Source organism: Pigmentiphaga daeguensis (assembly GCF_039523035.1).
GTDB lineage: Bacteria > Pseudomonadota > Gammaproteobacteria > Burkholderiales > Burkholderiaceae_B > Pigmentiphaga > Pigmentiphaga daeguensis.
This window is the reverse complement of record NZ_BAAAEN010000009.1, coordinates 138,554-153,382: the sequence shown is the minus strand read 5'-3', so window position 1 is coordinate 153,382 and position 14,829 is coordinate 138,554. Positions and strand designations below refer to the sequence as shown.

The window sequence follows — 14,829 nt, the reverse complement described above, 5'->3', positions numbered from 1 at the left end:
CGGAGCCATCGACCATGCCCCGCTTCGCCGCCAATCTCTCGATGCTCTATCCCGACCGCCCCTTCCTGGAGCGGTTCGGCTGCGCGATGCGGGACGGGTTCACGGCGGTCGAGTTCTTCTTTCCCTACGGCCATGCCAAAGCGGAGCTGGCGGCCCGGCTGCGCGATCACGGGCTGCGCCTGGTGTTCTTCAACGCCACGCCCAGGTCGCACCCGGATGAACGCGGAATCGCCTGCCTGCCCGACCGGCGCCGCGAATTCCGCGACAGCTTCCTACATGCGCTCGACTACGCGTCGGCGCTCGATTGCGACAACCTCCACGTCATGCCCGGCCGGATCCCTGCGCAGGCGGATCTCCCGGCCTTGCACGCCACCTACGTCGAGAACCTGGCCTGGGCCGCGGACCTGGCCGCGCGCGACCGGCGCACGGTACTGATCGAGCCGATCAACCCTGGCGACGTGCCGGGCTTTTTCCTGACCCGCCAGGATCAGGCCCATGGGATCGTCCGCGAAGTGGGCTCGCCCCACCTGAAGATCCAGATGGATCTCTATCACTGCCAGATCGTGGAAGGCGGCCTGGCCGCCCGGCTGCGCCGCTACCTGCCCACCGGGCACGTCGGCCACGTGCAGATCGCGGGCGTGCCGGACCGGCACGAGCCGGATACCGGCGAGATCAACTATCCCTATCTGTTCGGGCTGCTGGACGAACTGGGTTATGACGGCTGGGTCGGCTGCGAATACCACCCCCGGCTGGGCGCGCAGCCGGGCGGCACGTCGGCGGGGCTGGCGTGGCTGCGCCGGGCTCGCGCCGCTACATGCGCAGGCCCAGCACCAGCTCGCGCATGATGTCCTGCATGGCCTGCTGGGTGCGCGTGGCGGGGCGCTGCGCGCTGACCGCCAGCGCCAGCTTGCTGCGCAGGCGCGGCTTGACGATGGGTACCGCGCGGAACACCTCCTCGCGGCCCGACGTGCGAACGGCATTGACCGACAGCACCGCGCCTCCCACGCCCTCGGCCACGAGGTCGAGCATGGCGGCCACACCGTCTATTTCCATGGCGATGCGCGGATGCAGCCCGATGTTGGCCAGTTCCGCCTCGACCAGCATGCGTATGGTGTTGGGCCGGGTCGGGATCACCAAGGGCTCGTCGGCCAGCTCGCGCACGCTGATCGACTTGCGCGCCCGCCCCTGGCGGCGGGTGACCAGGTAGAAGTCCTCCTCCAGCAGCACGACGCTGTCGATGTCCGGTGACGGTGCCGGGTTGTACAACAGCGCGATGTCCAGCCGGCCGCTCAGCAGCGACTCCTGCAGCCCGGTGGAAAGGCTCTCGGATATGGACAGCGCCGCCTCGGGCAGCCGCGCGCGCACGGCGCGGGTCAAGGGCACGGTCAGCATCTTGGCGAAGCGGGGCGGCAGGCCGATCGCCACCCGGCCGGCCAGGGCCCCGCGCAACCGTCCCAGCTCCTCTCGGGTGCGCGCCACCTGGTGCAGGATGCCCCGTCCGTGCTCCAGCAGCATCTGTCCCGCCTCGGTGGGCACCACTCCGCGCCCGGTGCGCCTGAGCAGGCTTTGCCCCAGTTCGATCTCGAGCTGGCGCACCTGCCGGCTGAGCGCGGGCTGCGCGATGCCGAGCGCGATGGACGCCCGCGTGAAACCGCCCAGCTCGGCCACGCTGACGAAATATTCGAGTTGCTTGAGGTCCACGGCGAGTTGGCTGGCCCCGCAGCCTAGGCCGCGTCGGCCGGCTCTTCCCAGGCGTCCTGCCCGGCGCCTTCCAGGTGGGCCACGTCGCCCCAGCTCTCCACCCGCCAGCGGGCGCCGTCGATCAGCAGGCGGTTGATGCTGACGTTGTGCAGCGTGTGCCGGCGCTCGGCGCGCAGCGACAATCCCTCGGCATGCCTGTAGGCGGTGTCCAGCACGCCGCTGTGGGTGAACACCAGTACGCGCTCGCCTTTGTGGGCGGCGGCGATGCGGTCCAGCGTGGCCACCACGCGATGATGGAACTGGCGCAGCGATTCGCCGCCGTCCAGTTCGTAGTCGGGATGCCGTTCGCGCACGGCCACCGCGGCCTGCGGGTGGCGCTCGGCCAGTTCGTCGAAGCTGAGCCCTTCGAAGACGCCGTATTTGCGTTCGCGCAGGCCGGCATCGAGCCGCACTTCCAGTCCCAGCTTGCCCGCGGTGGGACGGGCGGTATCGTGGGCCCGCGCCAGGTCGCTGCTATAGATGGCATGCACGCGGTCGCGCCCGGGCCGGAACCGGGCGGCGACCTGCTCGGCCTGGGCGCGGCCGAGCGCATTCAGGCCGATGTCGAGCGTCCCCTGCACCCGGCGCAACCGGTTCCATTCGGTCTCGCCGTGCCGGATCAGCCAGAGCTCAGTCATTGGGCGCGATCCGGCGCGGCGCCAGGGCCGGATTCAGCGTGTAGGTGCCCGTGATGGCCGCCTGCCCCAGCACGTGCTTGTCGATCGCGCGGCGCACGTCGGTCCCGCCGAACTTGCCGTCGACGTCGACCCTGGGCACGTCCAGCGCATACACGGTGAACACGTAGTGGTGGATGATGGAGTCGTTCCACGGCGGGCACGGGCCGTCGTAGCCGTAGTAATCGCCGCTCATGTCGTGGTCGGCGGCGAACCACCCGGTGTAGTCGTTGACGCCCTGGCGGGTGTCGCCGGGAGCCATCGGGCCGGCCTTGCCGCGCGGCGTCACGCCGTTGCAGAACTCGCCTTCCTCGATTTCGGTCTTGCCCGCGGGCACGTCCACCAATACCCAGTGGAAAAAGTCCACGCGCGGCAGGTCGGCCGGCACCTGCTTGCCGGCCTGGTTGACGTCGTCGCCCTTGCTGGGCACGTCGTAGTCATGGCAGATGATCGCGAACGATTGCGTGCCGGCGGGCACGTCGTCCCAGGCCAGGTGGGGATTGACGTTGTCGGACAGCGTCACCTGCGTCTTGGGATCGATCTTGCCGAAGGCATAACGCGCCGGGATGGGTTCGCCATCCATGAAGGAATTGCTCCAGAGCTTCATCGCGATACTCCTAAAAATCGTCTACCTGGCATGGTGTGCCAAAGGCGGCGCGGGGCGGGATGGTTCGCGCCGGCCCGGAAAGCGACTCCGGTCCCTCATCGTACCGTGACGCGCGCGAACTTTCGTTTACCAACTTGTACGACGTAGGTGCCGGCGTCCAGCTTCAGGCCCTTGTCCTCGACCTTGGCCGCATCGATGCGCACGCCTCCCTGTTCGATGTTGCGCTGCGCCTCGGAGGCCGAGGCGCAGAGCCCCGCCTCGCGCAGCACCTGGAGGATGCCCAGCGGCGCGCCCGCGATCGAGACCTCGGGCATCTGGTCGGGAATGGCCTTCTGCTTGAAGCGGGCCTCGAAGTCCGCCAGGGCCTGTTCGGCGGCGGCGGCCGAATGAAAACGTGTAACGATTTCCTGGGCCAGCATCACCTTGATGTCGCGCGGATTGCGGCCGGCCTCGGCCTCGCGCTTCAAGCCGGCGATTTCTTCCAGCGACCGGAACGACAGCAGCTCGTAGTAGCGCCACATCAGCGTGTCGGAGATCGACATGAGCTTGCCGAACATCGACTCGGGCGCCTCGGAAATGCCGATGTAGTTGTTCTTGGACTTGGACATCTTCTCGACGCCGTCCGTCCCTTCCAGGAGCGGCATCGTCAGGATGCACTGGGGCTCCTGGCCGTATTCCTTCTGCAGCTCGCGCCCCACCAGCAGGTTGAATTTCTGGTCGGTGCCGCCCAGTTCCAGGTCCGCCTTCAGCGCCACCGAGTCGTAGCCCTGCATCAGGGGATACAGGAACTCGTGGACCGAGATGGGCACGCCGCCCTTGAAGCGCTTGGTGAAATCCTCGCGCTCCAGCATGCGGGCCACGGTGTAGCGCGAGGCCAGCTGGATCATGCCGCGCGCGCCCAGCGGGTCGCACCATTCCGAGTTGTAGCGGACCTCGGTGCGGGCCGGGTCCAGCACCAGGCTGGCCTGGGCGTAGTAGGTCTTGGCGTTGGCCTCGATCTGCTCGCGCGTCAGCGGCGGGCGGGTGGCGTTGCGGCCGCTGGGGTCGCCGATCATCGAGGTGAAGTCGCCGATCAGGAAGATGACCGTGTGGCCCAGTTCCTGCAACTGGCGCATCTTGTTCAGGACGACCGTATGGCCCAGGTGGATGTCGGGCGCGGTGGGATCCAGGCCGAGCTTGATGCGCAGCGGCACGCCGGTGGCCCGGCTGCGGGCCAGCTTGCGCGCGAATTCGGCCTCGACCAGCAGTTCGTCGCAGCCGCGCCGCACGATCGCCAGGTCCCGCTCGACCTCCGGTGTAACCGGATATGTCGCCGCCGCCCCGGGCGTGCCAGAGGGGAGGGATACGGACGAGTCGGGTTTCGTTTCGGTCATGGCGCGGACAGCTCTGGAAAGTGTGTCAAGTGTAAACAATCGTATTGGCAGGCCAGGGGGAGTTTCTATATACTCGGCCCGTTTCGGCGACATCCCGTTGTTACAAATATGAAGGCGCGGGTTCGGTTCATGAATCGAGCCCAGCGACGCTATTTGTGCTTCGCAACAAAGTTGCGGCAATACAACGGGGCCCGAGACACGCCGCGCTCCGGACCCGCACTCCGAAGCAATTCTAGCCCAACCGACCCCAGGGGCCAGGCCGCATGAATCGTAAGTTTTCCGGCATCGCCGGCGCGATGCTCAAGCGCATCGCCGCAGCGGTGCAACAAACCCTCTCCCGCATCACCTCCCATCCCGCCACCCTGACCATCACCTCGTCGCCGCTGAAACGCCGCATCGTCATCGGCACCGGCGCCGCCGGCCTGTTCGTGACCGCCGCCGCCATCGGCGTCGCGCCGCTGGCGCCGGACGCCTCGACCCTGCCCACGACCCGCATCGTCGAGTCGCTGGCCCTGCCGGACCTGTCCGAACAGGTCGCCGAGCAGGAGGCCAAGGCGCCGGACTTCATCCGCGAAGAACGCGTCCAGCGCGGCGACTCGGTCGCCACGCTGCTGAACCGCCTGGGCGTGGACGATCCCGAGCTCGAGCGCTTCATCCGCACCTCGCCGGACGCCCGCAGCTTCTACCAGCTCTACCCCGGCCGCGTGGTCCAGGCTTCCACCGACGCGCTGGGCGAAGTCCGCTGGCTGCGCTACATCCATACCCCGGGCGCGGAGTCCGGCGACAAGGTCGTCTCGCGCATGCTGCAGATCGAACGCTCCGCGCAAGGCCTGTCGGCCCGCGACGTGCAGCTGGACACCGAGCGCGAGACCCGCATCGCCCACGGCGAGATCTACAGCTCGCTGTTCGGCGCCACCGATGCCGCCGACATCCCCGACAGCGTCGCCACCCAGATCGCCGAGATCCTGTCGGGCGACATCGACTTCCACCGCGACCTGCGCCGCGGCGACCATTTCAACGTGGTCTACGAAACCTATACGCACCAGGGCAACTACGTGCGGGCCGGCAAGGTCATCGCGCTGGAATTCGTCAACAAGGGCACGCCCTACCAGGCCGTCTGGTTCGACCAGCAGCCCGGCGTCAGCGGCGGCTACTACACCTTCGACGGCAAGAGCCTGCGCAAGGCCTTCCTGCGCGCGCCCATGGAGTTCACCCGGGTCACTTCCGGTTTCTCGCGCCGCTTCCACCCCATCCTGAAAACCTGGCGCGAACACAAGGGCGTGGACTACGGCGCGCCCACCGGCACGCCCATCCGCAGCACCGCCGACGGCACCATCGACTTCATCGGCAAGCAGAACGGCTACGGCAACGTGGTCGTGGTCCGCCACCACGGCCAGTATTCCACGCTGTATGCCCACATGAGCGCGTTCGCGCCGGGCCTGTCCAAGGGCTCCCGCGTCAGCCAGGGCCAGTTCATCGGCCGCGTCGGCTCGACCGGCTGGGCCACCGGCCCGCACCTGCACTACGAGTTCCGCATCGCCGGCAAGCCGGTCGATCCGCTCACCGTCGCCCTGCCGCAGGCCCCCGAGCTCAGCGCCCGCGGCCTGGCGCTGTTCAAGCAGCAGACCGATCCCCTGCGCCACCAGATGTCGCTGCTCGCCCAGCTGAAGGACTACAGCATGCCGGCGGGCGACATGTCGCTGGCCGCCCAATAAGGCCGTCCGCCATGGCCGAACCGTACATCGGCCTGATGTCCGGAACGAGCCTGGACGGCGTGGATGGCGTGGCCGCCGTGTTCGACGGCGGCCGGCCCCGCATCCTCGCGCATGCCGACGTCGCCATGCCGCCGGCCTTGCGGGCGGAGTTGCTGGCCCTGAACACGCCGGGCCCGGACGAGATCCACAGGATGTCGCAAGCCGGCATGGCCCTGGCGGACCTCTATGCGCAGGTCGTCTCCGAACTGCTGGCCCGGACCGGCCTGGACGCCGCGCGGGTTCGCGCGATCGGCGCCCACGGGCAGACCGTCCGTCACCGTCCCGATGCCGGCTACACCGTGCAATTGAACGCCCCCGCCCGCCTGGCCGAACTGTCCGGCATCGCGGTCGTGGCCGACCTGCGCAGTCGCGACCTGGCCGCGGGCGGGCATGGCGCCCCGCTGGCGCCGGCCTTCCACGCGGCGATATTCGGCACCGACCGGCCGCGCGCCGTGGTCAACCTGGGCGGCATCGCCAACGTCACGCTGTTGTCGCCCGCCGGCGTGGTGGGCTACGACACCGGCCCGGCCAACCTGCTGCTGGACGCCTGGTGCGCCCGGCATACCGGCCGGGACTACGACGAAGACGGCCGCTACGCCGCCTCCGGCACCATGCGGCCAGACCTGCTGGCGGAACTCATTGCCTCCGAACCGTGGCTGGCGGCCCCGCCGCCCAAATCCACCGGACGCGACCTGTTCAACACGTCATGGCTGGACCAGCGCCTGCAGGCCTGGCAGGCCCGCCACGGCGTATTGGCCGCGGCCGACGTGCAGGCCACGCTGCAAGCCCTGACGGTCGAAACGGTCTCGCGCGAGATACGCCGCCAGCTTCCCGCCTGCGAGCAGGTGTGGGTCTGCGGTGGCGGCGCACGCAACGGCGGCCTGATGCGGGCCCTGGCCGACGCGTTGCCCTGCCCCGTCGCACCCAGCGACGACGCGGGCGTGCCTGCCCAGCAGATGGAGGCCCTGGCCTTCGCCTGGCTGGCCCATCGCCATGTCGCCGGCCTGTCCGGCAACCTGCCCGCCGTGACCGGCGCGGCCGGTCCCCGCGTGCTGGGCGCCTATTACCCCGCGTAGGGCGACGACACCGGACGGCCTGGTGCGCGCTGAAACCGCGCAGGGTCAGCCCCGCTTGCTTTCCAGCAGTTCCCAACGCTCGAGCTTGGCCATCAGTTCGTCCTCGATCGCCGCCAGGCGCTGCTGGATGGCGGTCGCACCGGCCGGATCCTCGCGATAGATCAATCCGTCGGCCAGTTTCCCGTTCAGTTCCTGCTGCTCGGCCTCCAGCGCGGCGATGGCGTCGGGCAGGCCCTCCAGTTCCTTCGCTTCCCAGGAACTCAGGCGCGAACGGCCAGGCTTGGCGGGAGCGGCTCTCTCCGGCGCGGGCGCGGCTGGTTCGTCGCGGGCGGCCTCGCGCGCGGGCTTGGCCGCAGCCGACCTGGCTTCCTCGGCCCTGGCGCGCTGCGTCGCCCAATCGTCGTAGCCGCCCACGTAGTCGCGCCAGCGCGCATCCCCTTCGTAGGCGATGGTCTGCGTCACGACGTTGTCCAGGAACATGCGATCGTGGCTGACCAGGAAGACCGTGCCCGAGTAGTCCTGCAGCAGTTCCTCCAGCAGTTCCAGCGTCTCGATGTCGAGATCGTTGGTGGGTTCGTCCAGCACCAGCACGTTGGCCGGCCGCGCGAACAATCGCGCCAGCAGCAGCCTCGCGCGCTCGCCGCCGGACAGGCTCTTGACCGGCGAGCGGGCACGCTCGGGCGCGAACAGGAAGTCGCCCAGGTAGCTCATCACGTGCTTGCGCTGGCCGTTGATCTCTATCCACTCGCTGCCCGGGCTGATGACGTCGGCCAGGGCCATGTCCTCGTCCAGCTGGCTGCGCATCTGGTCGAAGTAGGCCACCGACAGATTGGTGCCCTGCCTGACCGAACCCGTGTCGGGGGCCAGTTCGCCCAGGATGAGCTTGAGCAGCGTGGTCTTGCCCGCGCCGTTCGGTCCGATCAGGCCGATACGGTCGCCGCGCATGACCGTGGTCGAGAACGAGCGGATGACGGCCTTGTCGCCGAACGACTTCGACACATCGGTCAGTTCGGCCACCAGCTTGCCCGAACGCTGTCCCTCGGCCACGTCGATGCTGACCTTGCCCATGCGTTCGCGGCGCTCGGCCCGCTGCAGGCGCAGCTGCTCCAGCCGCTTGACCCGGCCGACGCTGCGCGTGCGGCGCGCCTCGACGCCCTTGCGTATCCACACTTCCTCCTGGGCCAAGAGCTTGTCGAAACGCGCCTGCTCCAGCCGTTCGGCCTCCAGCATCTCGGCCTTGCGCATCTGGTAGGTGGAGAAGGATCCCGGAAAGCTGGCGAGCTCGCCGCGGTCGAGTTCGACGATGCGAGTGGCGACGGCATCCAGGAAGCGGCGGTCGTGGGTGATGAAGACAATGCTGCCGGGAAAGGCCTTCAACAATTCCTCGAGCCAGGCAATGGCCTGGAAATCCAGGTGGTTGGTGGGCTCGTCCAGCAGCAACAGATCGGGATCGCCCAGCAGCGCCCGGGCCAGCGCCACGCGCTTGCGCGTACCGCCCGACAATCCGGCCACCGGCGCGTCGGCGGGCAGGTTCAGCCGGGCCAGCGTGGCCTCGACCCGCGCCTGCACCGTCCAGCCGTCGTGCGCCTCCAGCTCCGCCTGCAGGGATTGCAGCCGGGCCAGGAGCGCGCCGTGGTCCGCTCCGCCGGCCGTTTCCGCCAGTTCGTGGGTCAGGCGCTGGTAGGCACGCAAGAGGTCGCGCCCCTTGGCCAGGCCCTCGCTGACGGCGTCGAACACCGTGCCCGACTCGTCGAATACCGGCTCCTGTTCCACCGTGGCGACCTTCAGGCCGTCCTGGCGCGAGATGAGGCCGTCGTCGGGCAGGGAGCGGCCATCCAGCAGCTTGAGCAGCGAGGACTTGCCGGTGCCGTTGCGGCCGATCAGCCCCACCCGCTCGCCCGCCTCCACCGAGAAGCTGGCACGGTGCAAGAGGGGGACGTGGCCGTAGGCCAGTTCGATGTCGGTCAGAGCGATGAGAGCCATGAAGCACGCCGGGCGGACCGGCCAGGAGCGAAAACGAAAAAAGCGCCCTGGCTTGCGCGAGGGCGCCCTGGAAGAAAGGACAGAAAGGCGCGGCCCCTGCGGGGCCCCTGCCTTATACCGAGAACGACGACCCGCAGCCGCAGGTGGACGTGGCGTTCGGGTTCTTGATGACGAATTGCGCGCCTTCCAGGCCTTCCTTGTAGTCGATCTCGGCACCGACCAGGTACTGGAAGCTCATGGAATCGATCAGCAGTTGCACGCCGTTCTTGTCCAGTTGCGTATCGTCTTCGTTGACGTCTTCGTCGAAGGTGAAGCCGTACTGGAAGCCGGAACAGCCGCCGCCCTGCACGAAGACGCGCAGCTTGAGCGCCGGATTGCCTTCTTCATCGATCAGCTCCTTGACCTTGGCGGCCGCCGCATCGGTGAAGACGAGGCCCATCGGCGGGGCCTCGAGGCTGGCTTGTTCGACTGCTGCGTTCATGACTGCTCCTTGCCTGCGCGTAGGCACGGCCCGTGCCGCGCATGCGCTGTAAATCATCTGGTTAATGGGTAATTCAACCGCTATTGGCGCTTGATTTCAACCCTGGCGCCGCCAGGGACACTCCGGTCGGCGGCCACACCCGTTAGATGCGGGCGCACCGCCAAGGTTCAAGCCCGCGGCCTCAGGCCGGCAGGTTGACGGTGCTTTGCGAGCGCACCACGCCTCCCTCGACCACGCGCACCGTGACGCTGCGCACCACGAAGCCGGCCGGGACCGCGAGCGATCCCTCGGCGCGCTGATACTGCCGGAACCGCACGGCCAGCGGGTCGGCGGCCGGCCGGGCCGCGACCGGGGCGCCGTCCCCTGCAAGCGCGTCGGTCGGGACCGAGAACGGATGCAGGTCTATCGTGGTGGCGGCGCCCGCGCGCACGCCGGACGCCGAGAATTGCAAGCGCCCGCTGAACTCGCCCGAGGGGCGCCCGCCGCGCATCAGGAGCACCCGATAGCGCAGCAGTTCGCCCTGCCGCTCCAGTTCCGCGGAACGGATATTGACCTGGGCCTGGCGCGGATCCATGGGAATGAGCTGGTCGAAAAAGGCCAGGTCATTGCGCATGTCGCCCATTTCCTTCTGCGCGGCCCGCAAATCGGCCGCGAGCTGGTCCTTGGCGGCACGCTCGATCTCCAGGCGGCTTTCCGCGGCGGCCAGGCTGCCCTGCAAGCGCTCGTTGTCGGCGATCAGCCGCTGGTGCTCGGCGCGCAATTGCGCCAGTTCGGATGCCGAGACCTGCGGCCCGCCGAAGATTCGGCGTGCCGACTCGTACAGCCCCGTTCCCAGGGCAGCGCCCAGCGCCAGCAGCAATACCAGGACCACGATCCGCCACGGCGAGGCAGGGGGCAGTCCCGTCCCGTCGGCCCGCGCAGCCGGCCCCGCGCCGCGCCGCAGCCTGCGCGGCACGAGCGCCGGAAACAGCGGCCGCCGCTTCATCAGGGCAGCACCGCCACTTGGCCGAGCCCGGCGTCCTCGGGCAATCCGAACATCAGGTTCATGTTCTGCACGGCCTGGCCGGATGCGCCCTTGACCAGGTTGTCCTGCACCACCAGGACGACCAGTTGGTCGCCGTTGCCGGGCCGGTGCACGGCGATCCGGATCATGTTGGAGGCACGCACCGAGCGGGTCTCGGGCGTGCTGCCCGCGGGCATCACGTCGACGAACGGCTCATCGGCATAGCGCTGCTCGAACAGCTTCTGGAAATCGACGTCGCGCGCCTTCGGGTCGATGCGGGCGTAGATGGTCGAATGCATGCCGCGCACCATGGGCGTCAGGTGCGGCACGAAGGTCAGCCCTACCGGCCCGCCGTGCAGGGTCTGCAGGTGCTCGACGATCTCGGGATGGTGGCGATGGCCCGACACACCGTAGGCCTTGAAGTTGTCGCTGGCTTCCGAGAACAGGATGTGCAGCTCGGCCTTGCGCCCGGCACCGGTCACGCCCGACTTGCAATCGGCGATGAGCGTGGACGCGTCCACCAGCGGCGACGCCTTGGCCCGGCCCTCGAGCAGCGGCGCCAGGCCCAGCAGCACGGTGGTCGGGTAGCACCCGGGATTGCCCACGACCCGTGCGCCGCGGATCTTCTCGCGGTTCAGTTCGACCAGGCCGTAGACCGATTCGCGCAGCACGTCCGGGCAGGCGTGCGGCATCTTGTACCACTTCTCGAACGAGGCCAGGTCCTGCAGGCGGAAATCGGCGGCCAGGTCGATGATCTTGACGCCGGCGGCCAGGAGTTCCTGCGCCTGCGCCATGGCCACGCCATGGGGCGTCGCGAAGAACACCACGTCGCACTCGGTCAGCCTGGCCTTGTCGGGCGAGGAAAACGCCAGGTCCACCTTGCCGCGCAGGTTGGAGTACATGTCGGCCACCGGCATGCCGTCTTCCTTGCGCGAGGTGATCGCGGTCAGCTCCGCGTTCGGGTGCTGCGACAGCAGGCGCAGCAGTTCCACGCCGGTGTAGCCCGTGCCGCCGACGATACCTACCTTGATCTTGGCCATTGCAATCTCCTGGAGTCCCTTGCGCTTCCCGGCCCGGGAAAGCGGGACGGTGCCCTGCGACATGTGATGAATAAGAATACCCCACGCTCGGCAGCATCGATGTGACGCCCCTTCGGGCGAACGCCGCTCAAAGCGAAAAAAAGGCCGCATCGCTGCGGCCTTTCTTGTCTCGCCCGCCGGCCGGAGCCGGAACGGGACGAGGGGGATCGAAGCCGATCAGCGCTTGCTGAACTGCTTGCGACGTCGCGCCTTGTGCAGACCGACCTTCTTGCGCTCGACCTCGCGGGCATCGCGAGTCACGAAGCCGGCTTGCGACAGCGCGGACTTGAGCGTCGCGTCGTAGTCGATCAGCGCGCGGGTAATGCCGTGGCGCACCGCGCCGGCCTGCCCGTTCACGCCACCACCGTGGACGTTGACGTGGAAGTCGAAGGTTTCCAGGTGGCCGGTCAGTTCCAGCGGCTGGCGAACGATCATGCGGCCGGTCTCGCGAGCGAAGTACTCGTCGACGGGCTTGCCGTTGACGGTGATCTTGCCCGAGCCTTTCTTCAGGAACACGCGCGCCACCGAGGTCTTGCGGCGGCCGGTTCCATAATTCCAGTTACCGATCATGCGCGGCTCCTCAGATGTCCAGCAGCTTGGGCTGCTGGGCGGTGTGCGGATGTTCGGATCCTGCGTACACCTTCAGCTTCTTGATCATGGCGTAGCCCAGGGGACCCTTGGGCAGCATGCCCTTGACGGCCTTCTGGATCGCACGACCAGGAAAACGCTGCTGCATCTTCAGGAACGTGGTTTCGGTGATACCGCCGGGATAGCCCGAGTGGCGGTAGTAGCGCTTGTCCTGCGCCTTGTTGCCGGTGACGACGATATCGGCGGCGTTGATGATGACGATGTAGTCGCCGGTATCGACGTGAGGCGTGAATTCAGGCTTGTGTTTACCGCGCAAACGGCGTGCGACTTCGCTGGCCACACGACCTAGGACTTTGCCCTTGGCGTCAATCACGTACCAGTCACGCGTCACTTCATGCGGTTTCGCAACGAAGGTTTTCATGATGATCTCTGTGACATATCTGGTGCCCGTAAAGCCCCCTACGGGCTTCCTGACGGCAGTCACCCCGATCCCGCCTCGGCATTGTGAACTGCAGGTACGGAAAAAGGGTAAGCAGAAGATGGTAACCCGGAATATCCCGCAAAGTCAAAGGCCATGCGCCGACCCACCCGCGGCCGCCATCCGGCCCCCGGTCCAGCTGTAACGATATCCGACGCCACCGCCCGCTTCCCCTGTGATGCCACGGCCGCGCTTCATGCTTTGATAAACATCCATACATAAGAAAAGATCCCGGCGCCACTTAAGGGCAGACACTAGGCCGTTCACAGTGCCTTATGGAGAACCGTCCGATGAAAACGATCAAGACGATGCTGGCCGCCGGAGCCGTGGCCGCGGGACTGGCCGCCTGCGCGGCGCCCCAGCGCGACACGTCCACCCAGCAGGCCTCGACGATATCGCCGCAGTCGGTTACCGACGATCAGCTGCAGCGCTTCGCCAACGCCGCCAGGAAAGTGAACGCGGTGTCGCCCGGAACCGGGGCGGCCGCCGCCACCACCGCGGGCGGCGAGCCCACCAACGCCACTTTCGACGAAGCCAATGGCCGCAAGGCGCAGGCTGTCTGGAGCGAAGGGCTGACCGTGCGGGAGTTCAACGCCATCAACGCAGCCGTCCAGCAGGATCCTGCCCTGATGCAGCGGTACGGCGCGCTGATGCAAGGCGCCGGCTCGACCGGCGGCAGCTATGGCGGCTCCACGGGTGGCGGCACGATGATGCGCTGATCCGAAAACAGGCAAAAAAAAGCCCGAAGCCTTGCGGCTTCGGGCTAATCCACCAAAGGAGGAGGGTGGAGGAGACACCGGTAGATGGGCTTTGCGGGGCTATCCGACGATGCCGAGGGGCCCGGGGCCGTGTCGACATACAAAGCGTCATCCGTTGAACCCATTATAGGGAAGCGGTTTGTGCGATGCAAGAAGTTTTTTTGACCTGTTCACCACCATGCGGTATCAATTTTCAACAGGCAAAATTCTTTTTATATCAACAAGTTAAGTCCTTTTTTAGCGCGGTTCTGCGCGCCCCTCCCCATCCTTTTCAGGCGACTCAGGCTTGCTCAGCCATGGATGCGGATGTGCTGTCGACATATTTTGATGCGAAGCAGCATGGTACGGGCAAAAAAAAGCCCGAAGCCTTGCGGCTTCGGGCTAATCCACCAAAGGAGGAGGGTGGAGGAGACACCGGTAGATGGGCTTTGCGGGGCTATCCGACGATGCCGAGGGGCCCGAGGCCGTGTCGACATACAAAGCGTCATCCGTTGGGTTAATTATAGAGAGATCTTTTGTGCGATGCAAGAACCCCTAAGGGTTGTTGCCTACGTACAAAAACCGATGTGGATGCCGATAAAAAACCCCTTACCAATCAATAAGTTATACACAAACCATCCCACCACTCCGCAACGTTGCGGAGAAAAAATCCGGCCCTGGAACAGCTCCGGCAGGGGGCGCGACCATTTGTCGCAGTTTTCGCCGCATCGCAACATGGCCGGAGCCGGCGACAACCGCGAAACCTGCCTCCCACCCGCTATCATCGTGCTGATCGTCAACTTTCTATCGCAGCACGAGGAATATCATGGAATGCATCGTAAGCTGGGGCGGCCCCCAGGGCATGCTGTTCACCGCCCAGACGGGCAGCGGACACGTCGCCGTCATGGATGGCGCGCCGGACGGCGGGGGCAACAACCTCGCGCCCCGGCCGATGGAACTGGTGCTGGCCGGAACAGGCGGCTGCACGGCCTACGACGTCGTCCTGATTCTGAAGCGCGGCCGCCATGCCGTGCGCGGCTGCACGGTGGCGCTCAAGGCCGAGCGGGCCGACACCGACCCCAAGGTCTTCACCAAGATCCATTTCGCCTTCACGGTAACGGGCAAGAACCTTCCGCCCGCGGCGGTCGAGCGTGCAGTGCAGCTTTCCCACGAAAAGTACTGCTCGGCCTCGGCCATGCTCGAAAAGACCGCGGAACTGACCTGGTCGGTGGAAATCGTCGAAGCCGACTGAAGCG

General features: G+C 67.1%; 15 protein-coding genes. 5 read left to right on the top strand and 10 right to left on the bottom strand.

The window, feature by feature from the left end:
* Positions 1 to 14: 14 nt before the first annotated feature.
* The gene (gene otnI / locus ABD104_RS13755; protein WP_087841624.1) at positions 15 to 845 is read left to right on the top strand and encodes a 2-oxo-tetronate isomerase; all 831 of its coding nucleotides are present in this window, start codon (positions 15 to 17) and stop codon (positions 843 to 845) included.
* On the opposite strand, the gene ABD104_RS13750 is transcribed toward otnI, so the two are convergent.
* The 4 genes from ABD104_RS13750 to tyrS form a co-directional block, all read right to left on the bottom strand.
* Positions 811 to 1,701: a LysR substrate-binding domain-containing protein gene (locus ABD104_RS13750; protein WP_087841625.1), complete on the bottom strand. Its 891-nt coding sequence runs from the start codon at positions 1,699 to 1,701 to the stop codon at positions 811 to 813. The genes otnI and ABD104_RS13750 overlap by 35 nt on opposite strands.
* Positions 1,702 to 1,724: 23 nt before the next feature.
* Positions 1,725 to 2,378, bottom strand: a complete 654-nt coding sequence (locus ABD104_RS13745; protein WP_087841626.1) for a histidine phosphatase family protein — start codon at positions 2,376 to 2,378, stop codon at positions 1,725 to 1,727.
* Positions 2,371 to 3,021 (bottom strand): YbhB/YbcL family Raf kinase inhibitor-like protein, encoded by a 651-nt coding sequence (locus tag ABD104_RS13740; RefSeq protein ID WP_087841627.1) that lies wholly within the window; start codon positions 3,019 to 3,021, stop codon positions 2,371 to 2,373. Before ABD104_RS13740 ends, ABD104_RS13745 begins: the two co-directional genes overlap by 8 nt.
* Before the next feature lie 95 nt (positions 3,022 to 3,116).
* Complete coding sequence (gene tyrS / locus ABD104_RS13735) at positions 3,117 to 4,394, bottom strand: tyrosine--tRNA ligase (RefSeq protein WP_087841628.1); 1,278 nt, start codon at positions 4,392 to 4,394, stop codon at positions 3,117 to 3,119.
* Between the two features lie 263 nt (positions 4,395 to 4,657).
* Between tyrS and ABD104_RS13730 the strand changes: the two genes are divergently transcribed.
* Positions 4,658 to 6,109, top strand: coding sequence for a M23 family metallopeptidase (locus ABD104_RS13730; protein ID WP_243724672.1), 1,452 nt, complete (start codon positions 4,658 to 4,660; stop codon positions 6,107 to 6,109).
* An 11-nt stretch (positions 6,110 to 6,120) separates the two neighbouring features.
* Entirely contained in the window at positions 6,121 to 7,224 is a 1,104-nt protein-coding gene (locus tag ABD104_RS13725; protein WP_132980568.1) for an anhydro-N-acetylmuramic acid kinase, read from the top strand.
* A gap of 45 nt (positions 7,225 to 7,269) precedes the next feature.
* Here the strand turns inward: ABD104_RS13725 and ABD104_RS13720 are convergent, their stop codons facing one another.
* From ABD104_RS13720 to rplM, 6 genes are all read right to left on the bottom strand, one after another.
* Complete coding sequence (locus tag ABD104_RS13720; protein WP_343927680.1) at positions 7,270 to 9,207, bottom strand: ATP-binding cassette domain-containing protein; 1,938 nt, start codon at positions 9,205 to 9,207, stop codon at positions 7,270 to 7,272.
* Between the two features lie 112 nt (positions 9,208 to 9,319).
* Positions 9,320 to 9,688, bottom strand: coding sequence for an iron-sulfur cluster insertion protein ErpA (erpA, locus tag ABD104_RS13715; protein WP_087841632.1), 369 nt, complete (start codon positions 9,686 to 9,688; stop codon positions 9,320 to 9,322).
* 181 nt (positions 9,689 to 9,869) lie between these two features.
* On the bottom strand, positions 9,870 to 10,673 hold the full coding sequence (locus ABD104_RS13710; RefSeq protein WP_087841633.1) for a DUF6776 family protein: 804 nt from the start codon (positions 10,671 to 10,673) through the stop codon (positions 9,870 to 9,872).
* Complete coding sequence (argC, locus tag ABD104_RS13705) at positions 10,673 to 11,731, bottom strand: N-acetyl-gamma-glutamyl-phosphate reductase (RefSeq protein ID WP_165963337.1); 1,059 nt, start codon at positions 11,729 to 11,731, stop codon at positions 10,673 to 10,675. Before argC ends, ABD104_RS13710 begins: the two co-directional genes overlap by 1 nt.
* A 216-nt stretch (positions 11,732 to 11,947) precedes the next feature.
* Positions 11,948 to 12,340, bottom strand: coding sequence for a 30S ribosomal protein S9 (gene rpsI / locus ABD104_RS13700; protein WP_087841635.1), 393 nt, complete (start codon positions 12,338 to 12,340; stop codon positions 11,948 to 11,950).
* Positions 12,341 to 12,350: 10 nt separating this feature from the next.
* Complete coding sequence (gene rplM, locus ABD104_RS13695; protein WP_087841636.1) at positions 12,351 to 12,779, bottom strand: 50S ribosomal protein L13; 429 nt, start codon at positions 12,777 to 12,779, stop codon at positions 12,351 to 12,353.
* A gap of 347 nt (positions 12,780 to 13,126) precedes the next feature.
* Between rplM and ABD104_RS13690 the strand changes: the two genes are divergently transcribed.
* Both ABD104_RS13690 and ABD104_RS13685 read left to right on the top strand, forming a co-directional pair.
* The gene (locus ABD104_RS13690) at positions 13,127 to 13,555 is read left to right on the top strand and encodes a DUF4168 domain-containing protein (RefSeq protein ID WP_165963336.1); all 429 of its coding nucleotides are present in this window, start codon (positions 13,127 to 13,129) and stop codon (positions 13,553 to 13,555) included.
* An 844-nt stretch (positions 13,556 to 14,399) separates the two neighbouring features.
* Positions 14,400 to 14,825: an OsmC family protein gene (locus ABD104_RS13685; protein ID WP_087841638.1), complete on the top strand. Its 426-nt coding sequence runs from the start codon at positions 14,400 to 14,402 to the stop codon at positions 14,823 to 14,825.
* The last annotated feature ends 4 nt before the right edge of the window (positions 14,826 to 14,829 follow it).